The sequence below is a fragment of the Microcoleus sp. N9_A1 genome, assembly GCF_036701795.1.
In the GTDB taxonomy this organism is placed as follows: Bacteria; Cyanobacteriota; Cyanobacteriia; order Cyanobacteriales; family Microcoleaceae; genus Microcoleus.
In genome coordinates this window covers 1-18580 of record NZ_JAUBRI010000095.1, presented here as the reverse complement: position 1 = coordinate 18580, position 18580 = coordinate 1, and the positions used below count along the sequence as shown (strand labels likewise).

The 18580-nt window shown below is 47.1% G+C and carries 5 protein-coding genes; 3 read left to right on the top strand and 2 right to left on the bottom strand.

Translation table 11 applies throughout. The features are described from left to right. Positions 1 to 148: 148 nt before the first annotated feature. Both QUA58_RS28025 and QUA58_RS28020 read right to left on the bottom strand, forming a co-directional pair. On the bottom strand, positions 149 to 1354 hold the full coding sequence (locus QUA58_RS28025) for a hybrid sensor histidine kinase/response regulator (RefSeq protein ID WP_333248163.1): 1206 nt from the start codon (positions 1352 to 1354) through the stop codon (positions 149 to 151). 264 nt (positions 1355 to 1618) lie between these two features. Then, a complete protein-coding gene (locus QUA58_RS28020; RefSeq protein ID WP_333397356.1) occupies positions 1619 to 8113 on the bottom strand; it encodes a PAS domain S-box protein in 6495 nt (2164 codons plus the stop codon). A gap of 642 nt (positions 8114 to 8755) precedes the next feature. Here QUA58_RS28020 and ppsA point away from each other — a divergent pair. The 3 genes from ppsA to QUA58_RS28005 all read left to right on the top strand — a co-directional run. Next, complete coding sequence (gene ppsA / locus QUA58_RS28015) at positions 8756 to 11233, top strand: phosphoenolpyruvate synthase (protein ID WP_333397354.1); 2478 nt, start codon at positions 8756 to 8758, stop codon at positions 11231 to 11233. Between the two features lie 584 nt (positions 11234 to 11817). Next, positions 11818 to 12138 carry a DUF6464 family protein gene (locus QUA58_RS28010; RefSeq protein WP_333248155.1) on the top strand — a complete coding sequence of 107 codons (321 nt, stop codon included), beginning with the start codon at positions 11818 to 11820 and terminating at the stop codon, positions 12136 to 12138. A gap of 1295 nt (positions 12139 to 13433) precedes the next feature. Further along, positions 13434 to 18580, top strand: a 5147-nt coding sequence (locus QUA58_RS28005) for a DUF4347 domain-containing protein (protein ID WP_333397351.1), incomplete at its 3' end; no start/stop codon positions are given.

The following is an 18580-nucleotide window of genomic DNA, read 5'->3' as shown; positions in this document are numbered from 1 at the left end:
ATGTGTCCTATTTTATGACACTTTGTGCACTCTGCTTACTTTTTTTTCTGTGCTACCCCTACTTATTGAGCCGATACCTTGCTACAAACCTAATTACCAACTTAATTAAGGTTGTCTAATCGGACACAATTTAACTCATTTGAGTCGCTCAATTTTTCTGCGATTTGGGCAGCACAACTGTAAACACGCTGCCTTGACCGACATTGCTGCTAATAGCAATCTCACCGTTAAAAGGTTTTAAAAGTTCAATACAAGTATAAAGTCCTAGACCAGTTCCTGTCGGTTCCCCTTCGGTTTTTTCCTCGCCTTTAGGTGGCTTGGAGGTGTAAAAAGGGTCAAAAAGTTTTGGCAAATCTTCAGAGGATATGCCGCATCCCGTATCTGCAATATCCATGTATATGTTCGAGTCGTCTTGCCGAGTCACGATAGTTATTTCTCTGCTTTTCTTTTCCCACATAGCATCCATTGCATTATTGATTAAATTATAAAATACTTGAGATATATAGGAATAAATTAATGGAATGCTGGCAATTTCTTCGTCATAAAAGTATTTTTTTCTAATCTTATTTTTAAAATACAGGTTGCCTTCCAATAGCTGAATTTCTCGCTGCACTAAATCGTTGATATTCACCGGGTGCAAATCTTGTTTTTGCTCGTTTCGGCTTTTCATCATCAGAGTATCCATGATCTGATTGATTTTTGTGACAGCTTGAAAAATATACTTAGTATAATTAAACAGAGAGTCTTCTTGAATTTGTGTGGCTTTTGTTTCAATCAAATCGACGCTAGTCTGGATCACTTGCAGCGGACTTTTGAGGTTGTGAACCATTCCTTGAGTCAAACGTCCGATGATGGCTGTTTTTTCCTGGTTTATTAATTGCTTGGTTTTTTGTTCAACAAGTCTTTCCAGGTTTTGGTTGAGGTGGGCAAGTTCGAGGTTTTTTTCTTCGAGTTTTTTTTGCAAGCTGCAGATTGTCAAGTGGGTTTGAATGCGGCTCAAAACTTCTTCGTGCTGGAAAGGCTTAGTGATGTAGTCAACGGCTCCTGTCTGAAAGCCTTTTACTTTATCAGGCGTATCGGAAAGGGCGCTCATGAATATGATGGGAATATCTTGCGTTGACGGGTCTGCTTTCAAACGTCGGCAAGTTTCAAAACCGTCAATTCCTGGCATCATGATATCCAAAAGAATCAAGTCTGGATGGATGTAGTCAATTTGCTCGATCGCACTTTCGCCGTCTAGAGCCACTAATACTTTAAATCCGTAATTCCTTAACAACTCGAAAAGTACGTCAAGATTTGTTTGGTTGTCATCGACAATTAGTATGATGCTTCTTTCGGAATTCTGATCGTTCATATTCAAGGGAAAAATTTAAATTTTTGATTTTTGAGTCGGTTGTGAGTTTAAATCGGATTCAAGGGATTTTATGCGACTCTAGAAACCCGGTTGCTTCGTAGATGCTTCTATTTGCAATAACCATTTTAGGAGCGGGCTGCGAGTGCCGGCCCCACAAGCAAATTAAGTTGTCCCTTCGCCCGAGCAAGGGAGCCCCTAATTGAGAATGGTACTCTGGGCGCGAGATTTAACTGATGTTGAGTGGTCTGTTAGCTACCGTCAATTTTAGGACAAATGTTGCTTCAAAAAATCTCGAATTTGCTTGAGCTGAAATCCTTTAGCAAGTTGGCGTAGGTGATGAACGAAAGGCACTAATGTCTGGTCAGAATGTTCTAGTTTAGCAGTTTCTTCCAGAATAGCTTCAATATCGCCCATTGCAGCCAATCTTAACAAGGCTAAGACTGACTCTGAGGCAGGAGACACCATCGTTGAGTCAGCAGCAGCAATCTCAGGTGATGCTGTGGGAGTTTGAGCTTTCCGCTTTTTGGTTTGGGCTCCTTCTTCGTAAACCCATTCTAGTCTCAAATGCAGGCGCAATAATTCTAAAAGCTCGTTAGTTTGAATTGGTTTGGTGAGAAAATTATCGCAACCTGCAAGTATGCTCTCTTGCCTGGTAGTCTCGTAAACGTTAGCGGACAAAGCAAGGATAACCACATCTTTTAATTCCGGCAACTGTCGCAGCCGCCTGGTAGCTTCCCAACCGTCCATTACGGGCATCACCAAATCCATTAAAATTATATCCGGTAGAAATTCCTGTGCTTGGTGTAAGCAGTCTTCGCCGTCTGTGGCTTGTGCAATTTCAAAGCCCAAATGAGAAAGCAGCCTGTGCAGCATGGCGCGATTTACTTCGTGATCATCGACGATGAGCACTTTCCGCTGGCGGCCGCTAAAACCGACAAGCCGGCATTTTTCTTGCGTGGAGGGGAGTTGTGAACACTGGGCGACTGCGGGCAAGTCCAAATCGAACCAAAATATGCTGCCTTTGCCGGAGGTACTTTGGACGCGAATTTGGCTGCCCATCATTTTGACTAATTTTTGGCTGATTGAAAGTCCCAGTCCGGTACCTTCGACGAAATTGTTATGATCGCCCACTTGATGAAAAGGCAAAAATATTTCTTCTAATTTATTCTGCCCGATGCCAATGCCAGTATCTTCGATGTGAAAGCGAATTTTAGGGGTAGGAGAACGATCGCCATTATTTTCTGCTGTTGTCACCTCGCGCGCTTCTGTTGTTCCTAGCGGCTGGCTCGACATTTGCTGCGCGTCTAAATTCGCGGTCATATTGATCGTTTGAGTGGCAATTTCCGCTGTTAAATTAGAATTTTCGCAGTTGGTTTGAGGATAGTTATCTGGGAAATTTTCTGCATAACCGACTTTGAATGTAACGCTGCCGCTGTTCGTAAACTTAACGGCATTGCTGAGCAAATTAATCAAAACTTGACGCAACCTTTTTTCGTCGGCCAAAATGCCGTCTGGAAGCGCGGAAACCTGATCGTAATTAAAGGCAATTTCTTTTTGAGCCGATCGCATCTGGAACAAATCAATAATACTTTTAACAAAACTGGAAAAATGCACGTTTGTCAGCGACAGATCCATTTTACTAGCTTCGATTTTTGAGAGGTCTAAAACATCATTAATCAGCATCAGCAGGTGGTTGCCGCACTGGTTAATGTTGTTAAGACTTTTCTGCTGATCTGCGGTAAAGTTTTTATCGACTTTGAGCAGTTGAATGTATCCCAAAATCCCGTTCAAAGGCGTCCGCAATTCGTGGCTCATGTTGGCGAGAAAGTCGCTTTTAGCGCGGTTGGCGGATTCGGCGGCTTCTTTAGCTAATTGCAGGGCGGCTTCTGCAAGTTTGCGATCGGCAATTTCGGTTTGTGCTTGTTCAAATAGCGTCGATTGCTGAATGGCGATCGCCAACTGCACGCCCAATTGTTTTAGGCACTCTGCCTCCAATTGCTGCCAGGGACGAGGGCCCGTGCAGTGGTGGGCAATTAACAGCCCCCACAAGTTTTCGCCTTGCAAAATCGGCACTACCAGATTCGCTCTTACCTGGAGCTGAGTCAACAAAGCCAAGTGGCACTCGGCTAGGCCGGCATTGTAAACATCTTCTGTGGCTCTAATTCTGCCCTCTTGGTAAAGAGTAACGTAGGCTTCCCCAAAACAGGGGTCATAAATTTCCATTCCTACAATTGATAGGAAATTTTCGGCAACCGACTCGACAGCGATAAACCCGCTCCAATCCGGATTGAATTGGTAAATAACAGTGCGGTCTACTTGCAAAAAATGCCGCACTTCTTCGACGGTTTTGGTAAGAATTTCTTCTAAATTGAGAGAAGATATAATGCGTTTCAGCATGGCTAATGCCAACTGTTCGCGCTTTAAGTTCTGGCGCACAATTAATTCTGATTCTTTGCGTTTTGTAATGTCGGTAATTACTCCAATTAAGCCGATGTAATTCCCATTAATATCTTGAATACTGTCGGCTCGCACCAGAGCAGTAACTGCTTCACAGCTCTTAGTTTGCAGCGCAACTTCACCACACCAAGAGCGACCTTGGCGAAGGCTTTTATAGATTTGTTTGTAATTTTTATGCCGGACGTAAAGCGCGGCCATATCGCCGATATCGTTGAGTTCTTCCACCCTGTAGCCGTAGCGCTGAATGAAGGATTGATTGTGGTAAATAGACCGCCCTTTCAAGTCAGCGATCACGATCGCGTCGCTGGTACTTTCGACGGCTTGAGTGACCTGGAGTAAAGCTAATTCTGCTGCTTTGCGATGGCTAATATCGGTCATAGAACCCACCATCCGCAGAGGGTTTCCGGCTTCGTCCCACACTGCTTGAGCGCGGGCGAGCACCCATTTATAGCTACCGTCTTTGCACTGCAAGCGGTATTCGGCGGCGTAATTGGGGGTTTGGCGATCGAGATAATCTTGGATTGCTGCTTGCACCCGTGAGCGATCGTCTGGATGGATGCGATCGATCCATGCGCGGTTGTTGCTGGCTATTTCGCCATCTGCGTAACCGATAATTTCGTGCCAGCGGGCAGATCGAAAAGCTTCATTTGTTTGAAGATTCAGATCCCAAATTCCGTCTTGATTGCCTTTGAGAACTAACTGCCAGCGTTCTTCGCTTTTACGCAATTCTTCTTCGGCTTGTTTGCGCTGAATATGATCGCCCAACTGAGTCGCTACAGCCTTAACCAACTCTACAATACGCGGTTCCATAATCGAGCGCTCGCGCTTGCAGAATACTAAAACTGCCAGCACCTTTGAGCTAGCGTGAATTGGCACTCCGAAACAAGCTTTTAATCCGACTGATGCCGCCATTTGCGATCGGGCAAAAAGATGATTTTGGGCTAGAGAAATATCCTCAATCCATTCTACCTTTCTGGTGGACCAAATCCGTCCAGGTACTGCCACTCCGGCGGCGAATCTAATTTTTTTACTTTCGCGGCCGAACGTATCTAAATCGCGATCGCTAGCGTACCAAGTTTCGCTGTGTCCCAAAAAAGTACCGTTAGCACTCGGTATCCAAGCTTCCGCAAAATTCCAGCCGATCGCATTGCACAGCAACCGCAGGATATCTGGGAGGGCGCTATGAAAATCCGCTGACTGACTAATTGCTTGAGTTGCGGCCAGCAACAGCTTTATTTCATCTTCTGCTTGCTTGCTTTCTGTAATATCCGTTGCCGTGCCGAGAATTTGTTTTAACTTACCGTCTGCTGTTTTGGCAAATACAGTATCTCGGCTGACCATCCAGCGCCAAGAATCATCCTTGTGCCTAATTCTGTATTCAATTTCAAAGATATCCCCTTCGCTGCCTGTTTCGACTTGCTGTAAATAATCAGGCATTTTGATTGAATCTTCGGGGTGGATTAAAGTTGACATCATCCACGGCCCCATTGCCTGAATCTCCTCTACTGTATAGCCCAGAATGTTGTAGATAGAAGCGTTACCATAGATATTGTTTTTGTCAATTAAATCGCAAACATACAAAATATTAGGACTTGCCCCAGCAATTTGTTGAATGAATCGCTGGCTATCTCGCAGTGCTGCTTCGGTTTGTTTTCTTTGGGAAATATCGCGAACAATGCAAATGATTTCCCCGTCGGGCAGCATAGTCAGGGAGACATCTATAGGGACTGTCGAGCGGTCGCGACGGCATCCTACTGCTTCGGTGCTGTAAGAACCTTTCTGCACTAAACTCGGCAGGACTTCTTGCTCGAACCTTTGTAGTTCTGCACCTTGATAGAATATTTTCCAACTTTTACCTAAAATTTCTTCGAGAGAGTCGTAACCGTAGATTTTTAGTCTAGCTGCGTTGCAATAAATCACCTCTCCGCCGGCACTGAATATGGCAATACCTTCGGAAGCCGCTGCCATTGCTGCTGCTTGCCTCTGGAGTACGGACTCGGAGCGTTTGCGTTGAGTGATGTCGCGGACGATCGCGATAATTTCGTCATCGGTGCAAAAAACTATTCTCGCTTCAAAATCGTACAGTTCATCATTAACTGGCATTTGATATTCTACAACTTGAATCTCGCCAGTGGCGATCGCTTGTTGATTGCCAGACAATATTTTTTCAGCAAAAGCAGGCGGTAATATGTCTTGTGCTTTTTTGCCAATTAGTGCTTTTTGTGGTAGGATATTCTCGAAATCTTTGGCAGGTTTGAAGTCTACAAAAGTGCCGTCTGCCCGACAGCGAAATATCATGTCTGGTATCGCATTTAAAAGAGCGCGGTTGGTGGCTTCGCTCTTACGCAATTCAGCTTCAGCTTGCTTGCTAAATGTAACGTCGCGAGCCACTGCATAAATCAAACCTTCTTCTGCAAACGGCGATGCTGTCCACGACAGCCATTTATAAGTACCATCTTGGCAAAGATAGCGGTTTTCTAAGCTAATAACTGGGTGGCTTTTTTCAAGTTTTTCTAATTCCGCTACAGTAATTTCTAGGTCTTCTGGATGGACGAATTCTATCAAAGGTTTGGCTAAGATTTCATCAGTGCTATAACCTAATACATTTGACCAAGCCGGGTTTAAGCGTTTGAAATACCCATCAAAACCTGCAATGCAAAGTAAATCCAGCGAGAGATTAAAAAATCGATCGCGATCTTGCTGAGTGTGTTTTAATTCGGTAACATCCATCACCAAACCGTCCCAAATTATATCGCCGTTGGCTTGTTTTTCCGGTTTCGACGCGCCTTGCAGCCATTTCACTCGTTCTCCCACAACTTGCCGCCACTGGTGTTGCCAAGCTTGCTGGGTTGCCGCTGAATTTGCGATCGATCGCTGCAAGTCTGGGATGTCGTCTGGGTGAACTGTTGCAAAAGCCAAATCGGCATTTTCTTCGATTTCTTCCGGCTTTAAATTGTAGAGCTGGATACTGCCGGAAGAAACATAGGGGAAAAATGTTTTTCCATCCACAGATAGCCGAAATTGATAAATCATTCCCGGCACGTTGGCGGCCATTTTTTGAAATCTAGCTTCGCTTTCCTGCAGCGCTATTTGCTGGCGCTTGTACTCTGTCACATCTCGCATTGTTCCGACCAACATATTAGTACCGTCGGCTTTATTAAAAACTGTTTTTTTTGTAGAGATAATCCGCTTTTTCCCTGCGGAATCAGTAAAGGTTTCTTCTGTTTCTTGAGGCAGGCTTCTTTGAAACACTTCCCGGTCTTGCTGCTCAAAAAAATCGGCTTGTGCTGCGGGTAAAAACTCGTATCCAGACTTCCCAATCAGTTCCGATCGCCCTTTGCCCATCAACTCGCAAAAAGCGTCGTTTAATACAACCCATCTGTGCTGCTCGTCTTTGACAAAAATTGGATCTGGAGTAGCATCGATCGTGTGATTCAAAAACTCTTTTGATGCTTTTAGTTCATCTTCGTAGCGGTAGCGATCGCTCACGTCCAAAATTATTTTAATCATCCGGTCGATCGATCCGTCTCGGCCGCGAATACAGCGCAGCGAAACTCTCGTATAAACAATTTTTCCGTTTTTTTTGCGCCACCTTTGGTCTAAAACATAGCCTTCACTCTCCCCTGCTAAAATTTTATTTAACTGCTCTAAACTAGCCTGCAAGTCTTCAGGAAAACCCCACCGTTCCCAATTTTTGTGCAAAAAATCTTGGCGATCGTATCCCAGCAAATCACACAAAGCATCGTTCACTTCCAACCACTGGCATTTTTCTGGTGCTGAGAGGGAAATCGGAGGAGCAAGAATGGCAATTCCGACGAGAGAATTCTCGACTACCGAGCGATATTTTTCTTCGCTTTTTCGCAAAGCTTCTTGGTTGTGCTGCCGCTCGACTGCGTAGCGGAGCGATCGAATTAACACTTCGCTGTCGATTTTTCGCTTGACTAGATAATCCTGAGCTCCTGCTTGGATTGACTGCACGGCGAGTTCTTCATCGTTGCGGCCCGTTAGTACGACGATCGGAGTATTTAGGCTGTATTCTTGTATTTTGACAATTGTACTTAAGTCTTGACTGTCGGGCAGCGAAAGGTCTAGTAAAATCACATCAAAATGTTGGCAACTCAAAAGTTGCTGCGCTTTGCTGAGACGGTCTGTACAGCTTACTGATAGCTTTTGGGTATCGGCTCGGTTGACATTTGTTTCTAATAATAATTCTTCAATCAAATCGGCTTCGGGTTGATTGTCTTCTACCAGGAGAACTTTAAAGCCGTTTCGCTTTGCGGTTGAGCTCAAAAGTGATATCATATACCTTCTTATTTGTCATAAGGCAGTCGAGCTAACTATTATAGCATATAAATAATTTAATCCCAAAAAATACTCCTGAAAACATTTTAAAAATCTCTGGTTGAACAATTACCGTGCACTCTCTGCGACTGTGTTTTTGTTCTAAGTAGGTTAACCCAATCAGAAATAAAAGTTTTACGGTTTTTAGAAGCTCGGTTTCTTGAGGAAATAAAGCTGCTTGGTGTTGTGTTTTTTCGGCGATCGCCCTTGGCAGTCGATCGCGCGAGCGAAACCCACTCTTTGTTGCCCTTCGATTCCACTACCAACACAATTCGAGCGGTATCCCCGCACCAATGAGCGCTCAGCGCAAAAAAAGCGGTGGAACCATCTTCAATATTCACATTTTTACCAGTTATTTTATGATAGCTTACAAAAACTCCTTACTGCAATTTCTTTACTTTTTGCAATCAAATAAAATTTCTCCACAGCTCTTGCTATTTACCCAAAAAGTGATACTCTTTAAATAGAGGGGATCAAAAGTCTGTTGGAGACAGCCTCGAAAAAAATTAGATATTTTTCGCAACAAAACTAGGTAAAAAAACTGACAGTGATTTATTTACTGTCAAGGTATCTAACTGATTTGAAGTTGAGAGGAAAAAAGTAATGCTAGAAAATTTAGCCATTCAACAAAAACAAGTTTTAATTCCCCAAGAAAAATCCTTAGTATTGTGGTTTGATGAAGTCGGCATCGCCGACATCCCATTAGTAGGCGGAAAAAATGCTTCTTTAGGCGAAATGATTCAACAGTTAACCGCCCAAGGAGTCAGAGTTCCCAACGGATTTGCAACTACAGCACACGCTTACCGCTACTTCATCGAGTCGGCGGGTTTAGAAGCTAAATTGCGCGAAATTTTTGCCGATTTAGACGTAGAAGATCTGCAAAACCTGCGACAAAAAGGCAAGCAAGCGCGGGCATTGATTCTGGATACACCGTTTCCGCAAGAACTACAAGCGGCGATCGCGGATGCTTACGAAAAATTGTGCGATCGCTACGGCGACAGTACAGACGTAGCAGTGCGTTCCTCCGCCACCGCCGAAGACTTACCCGACGCCAGTTTCGCGGGACAGCAAGAAACCTACCTCAACGTCCAAGCTTGTGCTGGCGTCCTCGAATGCTGTCACAAATGCTTTGCTTCCATATTCACCGATCGCGCGATTTCCTACCGCCAACAGCGAGGATTCGATCACTTTGAAGTCGCCTTATCTGTCGGCGTGCAAAAAATGGTGCGATCGGACTTAGCATCCTCCGGCGTCATGTTCAGCATCGACACCGAAACCGGATTCAAAAACGCCGTATTAGTCACCGCCGCCTACGGATTAGGCGAAAACGTCGTCCAAGGCGCCGTCAACCCCGACGAATACTTCGTCTTTAAACCCACATTAAAACAAGGTTTTCGCCCGATTTTAGACAAACGCCTCGGCAGCAAAACACTCAAAATGGTGTACGATATCGGCGGTTCTAAATACACCAAAAACGTCTCCGTGATCGCAGCAGAAAAAAATAAATTTGCCATACAAGATGAGGAAATTCTGCAACTAGCAAAATGGGCCGTAGTCATCGAAGAACACTACTCTAAAGTGCGCGGGACTTATACCCCGATGGACATTGAGTGGGCAAAAGACGGCAATACGGGCGAATTGTTTATTGTCCAAGCACGACCCGAAACAGTACAATCTCAAAAGTCGGCTAAAGTTTTGCGAAACTACAAATTGCAAGGTTCTAGTGCAGTTTTAGCAAAAGGACGCGCCGTTGGCGAATCAATCGGACAAGGAAAAGCCCGCGTGATTTTAGATGTACACAAAATCGCTGAATTTCAATCAGGAGAAGTTTTAGTTACCAACAAAACAGACCCGGATTGGGAACCGATTATGAAAAAAGCAAGTGCGATCGTCACCAATTCCGGCGGCCGCACTTGTCACGCCGCCATCATCGCCAGAGAAATGGGAATTCCCGCCATTGTCGGCACCGGCAACGCCACCCAAATCTTGAAAAACCATCAAGAAATCACTGTTTCTTGTTCCGAAGGAGACGAAGGCAAAGTTTATGCCGGTTTGCTTCCTTTTGAAATTCAAGAAACTGCGATCGAGAATTTGCCCCGCACCCGCACTCAAATTTTAATGAATGTCGGGAACCCAGAAGAAGCCTTTGGTTTATCAGCAATTCCTTGCGACGGCGTAGGCTTGGCGCGGCTAGAATTCATCATTGCCAATCACATTAAAGCACACCCGCTGGCACTAATTCACTTTGACGAATTGGTCGATGAATCAGTCAAGGAAGAAATTGCCGAACTCACAGCACTTTACCAACACAAACCCGATTTCTTCACCGACAAACTCGCCCACGGAATTGCCACAATTGCCGCCGCATTTTATCCAAATCCAGTCATCGTGCGGATGAGCGATTTCAAAAGCAACGAATATGCTAATCTTTTGGGAGGGCGGCAGTTTGAACCCAAGGAAGAAAACCCGATGATCGGGTGGCGCGGCGCCTCTCGCTATTACGACCCAAATTACCGCGAAGCTTACGCTTTGGAATGCAAAGCATTAAAGCGAGTTCGCGACGAAATGGGCTTGACAAATGTGATTCCGATGATTCCATTTTGTCGCACCCCGGATGAAGGGCGAAAAGTGTTAGCCGAGATGGCAAAACACGGTTTAGTTAAGGGCGAAAATGGCTTGCAAGTGTATGTGATGTGCGAATTGCCGAGCAATGTCATATTTGCTGATGAATTTGCCCAGGTTTTTGACGGATTCTCGATCGGCTCCAACGACTTAACTCAGCTAACATTAGGATTAGACCGGGATTCTGCTTTAGTAGCCCACATATTTGACGAACGGAATGAAGCTGTGAAGCGAATGGTAGAAATTGCCATTAAAGCGGCGAAAAAGTACGATCGCAAGATTGGAATTTGTGGTCAAGCGCCCAGCGATTATCCTGAGTTTGCTCGCTTCTTGGTTGAGTTGGGAATTGATTCGATTAGTTTGAATCCCGATTCGGTTTTGAAGACTTTGTTGGATGTTGCTAAGGTGGAAGGTGCGGGTTCGTTGATGGATTTAGCGGGGGATATTGCTAAGGTTTAACGGTTTTGGTAGTTGATAGTAACCGGGTTTTTCCTAGTCCTGTCAAATAACCTATCTCGCGTTTGTAGTGAGGATTTTATATCAATTCCGGCTGCGTCGGAATGATATAGAGGACACGGCAGTGCCGTGTCCCTACCGCGCTCAATTGTAGGGACACGGCAGTGCCGTGTCCTGATTTCGGGTAATATTAATTCCGATACAACTTACATCTTGCACCATTCTCAGGAACAGGCAAGATGCCTGTTCCACAAAGAGTGAATTTTTTTGTGGAACAGGCATCTTGCCTGTTCATAAAAAGCTTATTGAGAATGGTGCAAGATGTGAGATACAACCGGAATTGATATTAGTCCCGATCGAAATCTGAGGACTTGCATTCCTCACTACAAACTTATCCAGAACACCCCTCATCGGCGCCAACAGCGATCAACCTCCTCATGGATCGCCAGCAAACGGTTAACGCACGGGCGGCATAGTTTGAGACTTGCTCGGGAACTTTTCTGATTTAAAACCGTCTTTATCTGGATAATTTTCTGTTGCCGATCGTCTAAATCAAAAAACATATTCTCCACATAAGCTCTGAAAATGTGTTAACCACTCTCCTGATTATCGTCATAGGTTTAGCTCCCTCGCTGCTGTCTTTGTGGGTGATGCGCTCTGCCCAGAGCCAAGCCCGCGACAGAATTGCAGCGGCCAGACTTGCGGTAGCGAATAGACCCCTGCGAACTCAACTACCAACTGCCGATCGCACTTACATACAAAGCCTCGGTTATTCGATCGGCGATATCACTTGCGAGTACAACGCCCGCTCAAATTACATTCGCTGTGCTGTCAATCCTTCTGGGCCCTGTCAAGATTGTCGGTACTACCAAGCCAGAACTCTTGACGTTCACGGTGAAAAGATATAGCTTATATTGGTGCTTATATCTACCCCTATTTGCGGATGTAATAATCAATGAGTTAAGATGTAATTATGTATAAGGATTATTGTTGAAGCTTGTTTTGGACGACCCACGCCCCAACTCAGCAATTAAAACCTAATCGAGCATTATTGCTTGGTTACAGTTGCCATGACAGGGGAATTGCGTTGGGTGTTTTTCTAGTTGAGGACTTACGATCAGAAACGAAGTTTAGATAATAAATTTTGGTTGGGCGGCGAGAAATCTAGGCCTAAATTCGGTTTCTAATCTCCTGAGCGTAACCTCTGCAGTTAAGAAAATTAGCCAACAAAAATCGTAATTAGCCCAGGAGCCAATCTCCAAATCAGTTTCTCCAAAACATCATGAAAAATTCTGCACGAAACATTGTCCCGAGCATTTATCTTAAACAGAAACCAGCTCAAAGACTCTAAGTTGACAACTTGAGAAGTTGCTTGTGGACCGCACTAATCTGTTTTTGCGATCGCAGCGAAACAGTCTCAAACCTAGATTGCTATCTCCAGACTCCAAGTCATGAATTTTTAAGACGCTTCGTCGATACAGGGTATGCCGATTTCAATTGAATCTCATATGTTGCACCATTCTCAAGAATAGGCTTTCCGCCCTGTTCCACAACAAGTGAAATTTCTTATGGGCGGGGCAGGAGAACCCCCCCATAGAAGGGTTATTGAGAATGGTACAAGATCTCAGTTGAATAACACTTCGGGCACGGCCGCCATAATTATGTCACGGCTATAACTCCCTAATTAATGTCTGGTTGCTATTGTGAACAGGGCTGGCACACCAAAACAAAAGAAACCGAGTTTTTTACTGGCAGCGAGGGCTGCAAACAAGTCTTTTCGTCCCTCAAACCAGGTTTATACGTCTAGAAATAGTGAATTTTCTCTGCAAATAAAGTGCATTAGACGATCTACAGAAAACCTCATCAAGTAAATTTTTGAGAACTGCTGTTATTATCTACTGCACGATGTAAGAGATTTGCGTGTAACAGATACACTCGCTAACACAAAAGAAAGTCGAAGGCAAAATATCACCAGATAGATTATTGGGATTTAAACTCCAAATCCTCAGTGTTTCTGTCGGCGCTATTTGCCATGCTATCAAATATCAAGGTAGTACAGCTTTGTGCTGAGTAAAATTCACTTGTTGTTCTTTCTCGAAGTCAAGCAGCAGATCCTTTTAGTCTATAATTCAACCTTTTCAATACGTGATAATTATCATCTTGAACTAGGTACATCATCTACAATCCGTGAGCCAATTTGACCATGCAAAGCATCTGGAATAAACCAATTTTTATCACCCCACAAATATGTGACTCCACCGCAAGGATTGCGGGCGCAAACTCCCGAACAACAGCAACTTATCATCAGAAAAAACCAATAAAACAAGTAAAGACAGAGGAGTATTTCCTGTCCCAGAAACTCCGTGGCGGCACCAGAATTGGGCATCCCCACAGAGAATTTTTGCGAGCAACCGAGTCTGTGGGCGCCCCGACTCTAAAAAATGTACTGTTCCTCGATGCCAGAGTAGAGAACTGCGACAGCTTGACAAGAGGAGCAACAGCCGATACAGAGGTATTTGTATTGGACTCGACGCGGGATGGAGTCGAGCAAATTACTAGAATTTTGGCTAATTGCAGCGATTTAGACAGCCTTCAGATAGTTTCTCACGGTCGAGAAGCGGGGGTGCAAATTGGATCGATCGAACTCTGCAACGACAACTTAGAAACCTACAGCCATTTGTTACAGCAGTGGGGAAAAGCCCTCAGCGAGAGAGGAGATATCTTGTTATTCGGGTGTAGCGTCGCAGCGGGGGAAAGCGGCGAGGCCTTCGTGCGGCGGCTGAGCTTTATTGTCGGTGCAGATATTGCAGCTTCCGACAACTTGACGGGGAGTGCGGCACTCGGTGGCGATTGGGAATTAAAATTTGCGACCGGGGAAATAAAGGCGAGTATCGCCATTGAAAAAGAAGTGCTCGAAGCCTACCCTTACGCGCTCGGCACATTGGTTAACGAGACTTTCAAAAACTCCACAGTTAGGGGGCCTTGGATTTACGGGGGAAACAACGGGGCACTGTTCGATCCCAGCAGCGGGGTGACAGCAGCCAATCAACTTATCCCCGGCATTACCGGAGGCACAGTATCCGGCGTACTTCCGGCTTTGGGCGGTTCGAGTCCCGGCAATGGCGCTCTGCTATTAACTCCAGCAGTAAACCTTCGGGAAGCCTTCGTCATCTACAACAATCCCATTCCTTCAACCGACGGTCTCAGAGTCCAGTTTGATTTTTATTCTTACGGTTCAAGCCAGCAATTTCAGCCTCCGCAACCCTTTATTAGCCCTCAGCCAGGGGACGGGCTGGGTTTCTTCTTGATTGACGGCACTGTTAGCCCAACCAGGACTGGGGGTTATGGCGGTTCTCTGGCTTATTCTCCACGAACGGGTATACCCGGTATTGAGGGAGGTTATTTAGGCATTGGGCTTGACGAGTTTGGCAATTTTTCAACATCCACAGAAGGGCGCTCTGGCCCGGAGCCACCTCCGATTCCCGGCTCCTCTATTGGTTCTTTCAGACCTGATTCAGTAACTGTTAGAGGAAATCAAGCAGAGGGTTATGAGTTTTTAACAAATGCGATCGTTCCCTTCGGCATCGATAACATTCCTACGAGCATTGACTTTAGTGGCCCTGTTGCCGGCAGCAGTTTTAATTTCAGCAATACGTTCACGAGCGATCGCAATTTAGCCAAAAGATCCGTTCAAATTACGCTGAATCCATCTAACGATGAGGTGGAGCCCAATCGCCTCACCGTTGCCTTCGATGAAAATTTCGACGACATCTACGAAACTACATTGATCGACATCCGCAACTTGGCCACCGAAAACGGCCCAGTACCGCCAATTTTCAAATTTGGTTTTGGCAGCTCCACAGGAAGCGCCAACAACATTCACCAAATTCAAAATTTGGTAGTTGAAACTATCAATCCTCCCAGTATCGCCGCTGAGGTTGCCACTATCAAGACCGGCCCGCAGTTCGTCAAGTCAGAAGGCAGCATTACCTACACGATTACTACAGTAAACAAGGGGCCAGCGCCTGCTACAAATGTTCTGATTCAAGACGAAATACCTTTAGAACTGCTGCTTCCGGGCGGATTGCCGCCGGTTCTCAGTGCCTCCAACAACGGCACTTACGTGAACCAAACCAAGGCTGTCACCTGGCCGTTAATTCCCGTTCTCAATGCCGGCGAGACTGTGACTTACACCCTGACAATTGATTTGCCGCCCGGTTTAACCAGCGGTAGCAGTTTTGCCAACGTTGCATTCAGCACTAGCTCGACTTTCGACCCCGACCTCAGCAACAACAGCGGTGTACTCGCGCCAGGGCAAATCGAGGGGCCTGGTGTAGTGTCTACCACAGTTGTCGATACAGTCGCGGATTTAGTTACTACCAAAAGTGGCCCTGTGACTGCTTCGGCGGGGTCTAGCGTCGCCTACACGCTGACCACGACTAACTCTGGGCCAGACCCCGCTGCCAACGTGACCATCACTGACAGCATTGTTCCGGGTTTAACAGAAGTCAGCGTATCGGACGGCGGCACTTACGACCGAGTTTCGGGCATTGTCACCTTCCCAGCACTGACGGCGCTGGCAAATGCGGCTACTGAGACCCGCACTATACAGTTCACCGCCCCAGCCACCCTTACTGCCATCAGCAACACAGCGCGGAGCACCTCGGCGACTTTCGATCCGATCGCCACTAACAACAACGGCTCGACAAGCAACAAAGACGGCACTCCCACTAACTCTACGGTTACGACAAGTATTGCGCCCAACGCGGATCTTGTTACCACCAAAACCGGCTCTACGAGTGCTACTGCCGATAGCTCGGTCAGCTATACGATCGCCACAGTCAACTTAGGCCCGAGTCCTGCAGAAGCTGTAACCATCACTGACAGCATAGTTCCCGGGTTAACCGGAGTCACGGCATCTAACGGCGGCGTTTACGATCCAGCGACGGGCATTGTCACCTTCGCACCAGTGGCAATAGCCAACGCGGAGACAGTCACCCGGACGATCGACTTCACAGTACCGCCCACCCTAACTTCCATCAGCAACACTGCCAGAAGTACCTCCATCACTCCCGACTCCACTCCGGCCAACAACAACGGTACAAACCCCAACGCCACCGTCACCACCTTGATCGATGCTGTGGCCGATGTTGTCACCCAAAAAACGGCTCCGGCCAGCATCAACGCGGGCGACACGCTACTTTATACAATTACTACTACCAACAACGGGCCGAGTCCTGCGACCAACGTAGTCATCACCGACAGCCTGATTCCCGGCTTAACGGGAGTCAGCGTGTTTGATGGCGGAACCTATAATTCAGCCACAGGGACGATCGATTTTCCAGCGATCGCGACTTTAGCCAGCGGCAGCAGTGTCACCCACCGCCTGATTTTGGTACCGCCGCCTACCCTGACGAGCATCACCAACATTGTATTAAGTCGATCGTCCACTTTTGACCCGGACTTAACCAACAACGACGGCTCGACAGTCGCAGTGCCCGGTCAGGCGGGGGGGCGAGTCATTACCTTGATCGATGCTGTAGCCGACCTGGTTACGTCCAAAAGCGGTCTCACATCTGCTCCTGCTGGTAGTTCCGTAACTTATACTATAACTACCGCCAACAATGGGCCGAATGCTGCTGAAAACGTAGTGATTACAGACAGCATCATTCCCGGTTTAACGGGAGTCAGCGCATCCGATAACGGCACTTACGACCCCGTGACAGGGGTTGTCACCTTCCCAACAATTCCCAGTTTGACTAGCGGCAGCAACATCAACCGCGAGGTAACATTAGTCGTTCCAGCGACGGGCGCCATTAGCAATACTTCCCAGAGTCGATCGACCACTTTTGACCCCGAACCCAGCAATAACAACGGTTCCGAGTCCAGAGCCACTGTCACCACCGCCATTTTACTCGCGCAGCCAACACCCAACAAACTTCCATCAGCCGACAGCAGCAACGCTGCGCTAGCGCCCAACAGCGTTGTCCAAATTAGCGGGCTCGGAGGCAGAGACTCTGACGGCACAGTGGTTACATTCACCATCAGCACCCTGCCGCCGACAAATCAAGGCGTCTTGTTTTTGGGCGACCCCGCAACGGGGGGAGTGGCCGTCACGGCAGGTCAAGCCCTGACAGCCGAGCAAATGACGCAGTTATTCTTCCAGTCGGCCGGCAATTTCACAGGAGCTAATTTTACCTACAGCAGCAAGGACAATCTCGGTGGCAGCAGTCCTGCCGCCACAGTTTCTCTGCTGTCGCTAGCGTTCAACTACCCGCCGGTACCCACAAACTTCAGCAAGACCCTGGCGCCAAACAGCACCGTCAACCTCACAGGGCTGACGGCCAAAGACCCCGACGACTCGATCGAATTCTTCACTATCAACACCCTGCCAGCGGCAAATCAAGGAGTCCTGTTCTTGGGCGACCCCAGCCAGGGAATCCGGGTCACGGCAGGCCAAAGACTGAGCACAACTCAAATCAGCCAGTTATTCTTCCAAGCAACCAGCGGATTCGCAGCCACCAACTTTACCTACAGCGCCACAGACCGCCGCGGCGCCCTTAGTCCAGCCCCGGCTACAGCCTCCCTGCTAGCACTCTTACCTCCCACCGACCAGCCACCCGTCGCGAACAACTCCAGCGTCGCTTTGTTGCTGGAAACAACCGTGAACATCCCCGGACTCGGAGGAACCGACCCAGACGGGACGGTGGTTTCCTTTACCGTAAACACATTGCCACCAGCCACTGAAGGCACGCTGTTCTTGGGCGACCCTAGCCAGGGAGTGCGGGTCACAGCAGGTCAAACCCTTACAGCCGAGCAAATTACCCAGTTGTTCTTCCAGGCCTCCGGCAATTTCACAGGGGCAAACTTCACCTACAGCGCTACAGACAACCTCGGCGCCACCAGTGCGGCAGTCGCCACTGTCTCTCTCATTCCCCTTAAGGAATCGATACCGACGCCAACACCCGCGCCGATACCGATACCGACACCGACACCCGCGCTGACGCCGACGCCCGCCCCGATACCGAAACCTGTCCCAGAACCGGAACCAACACCCGAACCAACACCAACACCAACACCCGAACCAACACCAACACCAACACCCGAACCAACACCAACACCAACACCCGAACCAACACCAACACCCGAACCAACACCAACACCACCAACACCAACACCACCAACACCAACACCCGAACCAACACCAACACCCGAAACAACACCAACACCACCAACACCAACACCCGAACCAACACCAACACCCGAAACAACACCAGAACCAACACCAGCGCCAGAACCAACCCCCATATTCAACCAAGTACCCGAACCCGATACCAGTTGCGGTTGCGA